Raw genomic sequence first — 4,309 nt, forward strand, 5'->3', positions numbered from 1 at the left:
ACTTCTTGACGATCTCTTCCAGCGACAGGGCTTCGAACTCCGTACCGGGGATCAGGTTGTTCAGGTTGGTGACGTAGGCTTGGTGATGCTTACCGTAGTGGTACTCAAAGGTCTCCTTGCTGATGTGAGGAGCCAGGGCGTCTTGAGCGTACGGCAGAGGAGGAAGCGTGTGAGCCATGGTGCAGTGTTCCTGATAGGTGTTAAGAATCGACGGCCGATTGTAGGCATGTGGAATTTACACGCCCCCATCGCGCTCGACATATCCGGATCAGATCTGGGGCTTATCGAGAACCGGACCGATCCACACCGGTGACGTTCAACTGCAACACACCATCGCGCAAAACACCTTGCAAAGGCTGCCCCACCGCCACCTCCGCGGCGCTGACCACAGGATGCCCCTGCTCGTTTTGCAGCCACGCATAACCTCGCTCCAGCACACGCGCAGGGCTCAGTGACTCCAAGCGCTCATGACTGGACTGCAGTTGTCGCGCTGCACGCTCCAGCGTCAAGGCCACCGATCGCTTCATCCGCGCGTCGAGTGCGGGAAGATTCTGTCCAGCCCAACGCGCGCGATCACGACATGCCGCCAACAGGCGGTGCTCCAGCAATGCCAATTGCTGCCGCTGCCTGCCCAGCACTTGCGCAGGCCGACTCAAGCGAAATGCAGCCTGGTCCAGGCGCTGCGCGGCAGCATCCAGCCGCTGCTGAGCACGAAGGGTCATGTGCCGCTGCACCCCATCCAGCTGGTTCAACAGCTCCACACGATCTTTGGCCACCAACTCTGCCGCAGCAGTCGGCGTGGGCGCACGCAAATCTGCGGCAAAGTCAGCCAGCGTCACGTCGGTCTCATGCCCAACGCCACAAATCACCGGGACCGCACAGGCCGCCACGGCACGCACCACACGCTCATCATTGAAGGCCCACAAATCCTCCAGAGAGCCCCCGCCACGAACAAGCAGTACCGCATCGATCGATTGCCCGGCATGGTGCGCCATGGCGACTTCGGCCAACGCTGACACGATCTGCGCAGGCGCCTCAGCCCCCTGCACCGACGTTGGTGCGATCCATACCTCGACATGAGGTGCTCGGCGCGCCAAAGCGGTCAACACATCACGCAAAGCGGCCGCGGCAAGCGATGTCACCACTGCCACACGCTTGGGGTACGCAGGCATCGCACGTTTGCGCTCGGACGCAAACAGGCCTTCGGCTTCCAGCTTGGCCTTCAAACGAAGGAACTGCTCATACAAAGCCCCGGCACCGGCACGCCGCATGGACTCAATCACCATTTGCAACTCGCCGCGTGCCTCATACACCGCCAGGTTACCCCGCACCTCGACCAGCATGCCCTCCGATGGTGTGAAATCGACTTGAGACAGCGCCCGCCGAAACATGGCACATCTCAATGCCGCCTGCCCGTGCTCATCTTTCAGGGTGAAGTAGCCATGCCCGCTCGCGGCACGGGTGAACCCACTGATTTCACCGCGCACCACACATCCACCAAAACGCGCACTCAAGCTGTCACCCACAGCCTGAACCAGCGCCTGGACACCCCAGACACGCGGCGAATGGTCTTCACGATCTTGTTGCCACACAGCGAATTACCCCTTACCACCACTCAAACGCAAGCAAACAAGTCCACAGATTTCAGGACAGTCACCACACAGCGAATCGATACACCAAATGGCTCGCCAATCGTCGTAAGTGTTTGATTTATATAGAAAAACAAATGCTCAAAAATGAGGCAAACAAAGCAAAAGCCAGATTTCACCTAGGCGAGCGCCCCACAAAACCGCATTACCCACAAAGTTATCCACAGAAAAAGTGGATGACTTCAGAACAAGCCCCCGGGAAAACACCGGTTTTGCGACAAGCCGTGACAAATCCCACAGCGCCCGAAATTCAGGCCCATAATCTGAGGCTTGGTCCTACAGGCCGGACTCGTGTTGACGTACCGGCTGTGCCGTTCAGATCTCGCCCACAGGGAGTCCTTCTTTGCTGTCGATCTTACAAGCTGCTGGCTGGCCCATCATTCCGCTGGTCTTGTGCTCCATCGTCGCGCTCGCGCTGGTTGTCGAACGTTTTTTGAGCCTGCGTCAAGCCCGCGTCGCACCCATCACCTTGGTCGACGAGGTGCTGACGGTTGCCCGCACCAGCGTCCCGCCTGCCGACACCATCGACAAGCTCGCTGCGAACTCGATTCTTGGCTTGGTGCTGGCGCAAGGCTTGCGCGCCGTGGCCGCCGACAACCGCATCTCGGAAGCCAACCTGCGGACCGCTGTCGAAGCTGCCGGGCGCGATGCCGTGCACCGCATGGAGGCCTATCTGAACGCACTCGGCACCATCGCCAGCGCAGCCCCACTGATGGGCCTGCTTGGCACCGTGATCGGCATGATCGAGATCTTCGGCTCCACGTCGACCGGTGGTGGTGCCACCGGCGCCAACCCGGCAGATCTGGCGCATGGCATTTCGGTCGCGCTGTACAACACGGCGTTCGGCCTGATTGTCGCCATTCCATCGCTGATGTTCTACCGCCATTTCCGCGCCAAGGTTGAAAGCTACACCTTGGCCATGGAGCAGGCATCCGAGCGTCTGGTCCAGCATCTGCTGCGATTGACATCCACTCGCCGCTGAACTCGGCTGGAGCACGCAGCCATGGCGATGAACTTCCGCAAGCGCAATCAGCCCGAAGAGCCGGAGATCAATCTGATTCCGTTCATCGACGTGTTGCTGGTCATCCTCATCTTTCTGATGCTGACGACCACGTACTCTCGTTTGACTGAACTGAAGATCAATCTCCCGACCGCCAACGCCAAATCAGCTGATTCGCGCCCCCGAGAGCTGCTCGTTCTGGTCACGGCTGATGGTCGCTACGTGGTCAATCAGCGGTTACTGGAGGGGCGTAGCGTCGATGTGCTGGCTGCAGCACTGTCTCGCTCAGCCGGGGCTGACAAAACGATTGTGGTCATTTCGGCAGACGCTGCGGCCACGCACCAAAGTGTCATCAACGTCATGGATGCGGCACGCCGGGTAGGCCTGACTCAGCTGACCTTTGCCACGCAAGGACAGGCAGACTCGGCACCATGAGTGGTTTGGCGCAGCGCTTGACTCAAGCCTGGCTGACTCGGGGACCCATTGCTTGGGCGCTGAGCCCCATTGCCCTGCTCCTGTGGCTACTCGTCAGTGTCAGGCGCTGGGCATACGCAAAAGGCTGGATACGGTCTCACCGGCTCCCACGCCCGGTCATCGTGGTAGGCAATCGGATTGCGGGCGGAGCGGGCAAGACGCCCACCACCATCGCACTCTTGCAGCACCTTCAGGCCAGAGGCCTTCGTCCCGGGGTTCTGACGCGCGGCTACAAAGCGCAAAACTCGTCGGAGTTCGGCGGCGTGCTGCTGGACGAGTTATCTGCCCACAAGCTGGATGCGCTCACCACGGGCGATGAACCGATGCTGATCTGGAGACGCACAGGTGCGCCGACCCTGATTGATCGTGATCGCGCCAAAGGGGGCGACAAGCTCCTGCAGGCTCACCCGGAAATCGACGTTCTGGTGTGCGATGACGGGCTACAGCATTTGCAGCTACAGCGTGACATTGAGATCGTGGTGTTCGATGCCCGCGGCCAAGGCAACGGATGGCTTCTCCCTGCAGGTCCGCTGCGCGAGCCCATCTCGGTGACGCCCACATGCAACCTCAGCGCCCCCCCCATCGTGCTTTACAACGCCGCTCAGCCAAGCACGGCACTCCCAGGTTTTGTCTCCCGCACACACACCAAGCCGTTGCAGACACTTCCCTCCTGGTGGTCAGGCGCAGCGTCGTCTGAATCACTCGATCCGCAGCACACGCCCGAGGTGCATGCATTGGCTGGCATTGCGCAGCCCCAGCGTTTTTTTGATGCGCTCACCCAAATGGGCTACCGTGTTCAAGGCATCCCTCTGGATGACCATGCAGACCTCCGCGATTTGCCGTGGCCACTGGCATGCCGTCACTTGGTCGTCACCGAAAAAGACGCCGTCAAGCTCGACCCGCGGCATGTGGCGCAAGCACGGCCCCACACCACGGTGTGGGTGGCCGCACTAGACTTCACCCCTGAAACCCGTTTCTGGCACGAGCTGGACGCGGCATTGGACCGCGCGCAACGTGTGCGCCGCCAACATTAGACAGAGACTTCACATGGACACCCGCCTCGCAGAACTCCTGGTTTGCCCCGTTTGCAAGGGCCCTTTGCATCGACAGCCACAGGGTCAACACCTGATCTGCCGCGCTGATCGACTCGCGTTCCCAATCCGAGGTGGCATCCCGTTGATGCTGG

At 60.5% G+C, this 4,309-nt stretch carries 5 protein-coding genes and 1 pseudogene; 4 read left to right on the plus strand and 2 right to left on the minus strand.

Features of this window, described 5'->3' with window-relative positions; all coding sequences use genetic code 11:
• Together sodB and xseA are read right to left on the minus strand one after the other, a co-directional pair.
• A pseudogene (sodB, locus tag ACMV18_RS06555) lies at positions 1-178 on the minus strand (superoxide dismutase [Fe]); the annotation flags it as partial.
• Positions 179-281: 103 nt separating this feature from the next.
• Entirely contained in the window at positions 282-1,592 is a 1,311-nt protein-coding gene (xseA, locus tag ACMV18_RS06560; protein ID WP_420817182.1) for an exodeoxyribonuclease VII large subunit, read from the minus strand.
• Positions 1,593-1,992: 400 nt separating this feature from the next.
• Here xseA and ACMV18_RS06565 point away from each other — a divergent pair, with 400 nt between their 5' ends.
• The 4 genes from ACMV18_RS06565 to ACMV18_RS06580 form a co-directional block, all read left to right on the plus strand.
• Positions 1,993-2,631: a MotA/TolQ/ExbB proton channel family protein gene (locus ACMV18_RS06565; RefSeq protein WP_420817183.1), complete on the plus strand. Its 639-nt coding sequence runs from the start codon at positions 1,993-1,995 to the stop codon at positions 2,629-2,631.
• A 27-nt stretch (positions 2,632-2,658) separates the two neighbouring features.
• A complete protein-coding gene (locus tag ACMV18_RS06570) occupies positions 2,659-3,084 on the plus strand; it encodes an ExbD/TolR family protein (RefSeq protein WP_420817185.1) in 426 nt (141 codons plus the stop codon).
• Entirely contained in the window at positions 3,081-4,157 is a 1,077-nt protein-coding gene (gene lpxK / locus ACMV18_RS06575) for a tetraacyldisaccharide 4'-kinase (protein ID WP_420817184.1), read from the plus strand. Before ACMV18_RS06570 ends, lpxK begins: the two co-directional genes overlap by 4 nt.
• Positions 4,158-4,170: 13 nt before the next feature.
• Positions 4,171-4,309: Trm112 family protein (locus tag ACMV18_RS06580; protein WP_420817186.1), on the plus strand; the 139-nt coding region annotated here is incomplete at its 3' end.

Origin of the sequence: Aquabacterium sp., from assembly GCF_048860245.1 — a bacterium.
Lineage (GTDB): Bacteria > Pseudomonadota > Gammaproteobacteria > Burkholderiales > Burkholderiaceae_C > Aquabacterium.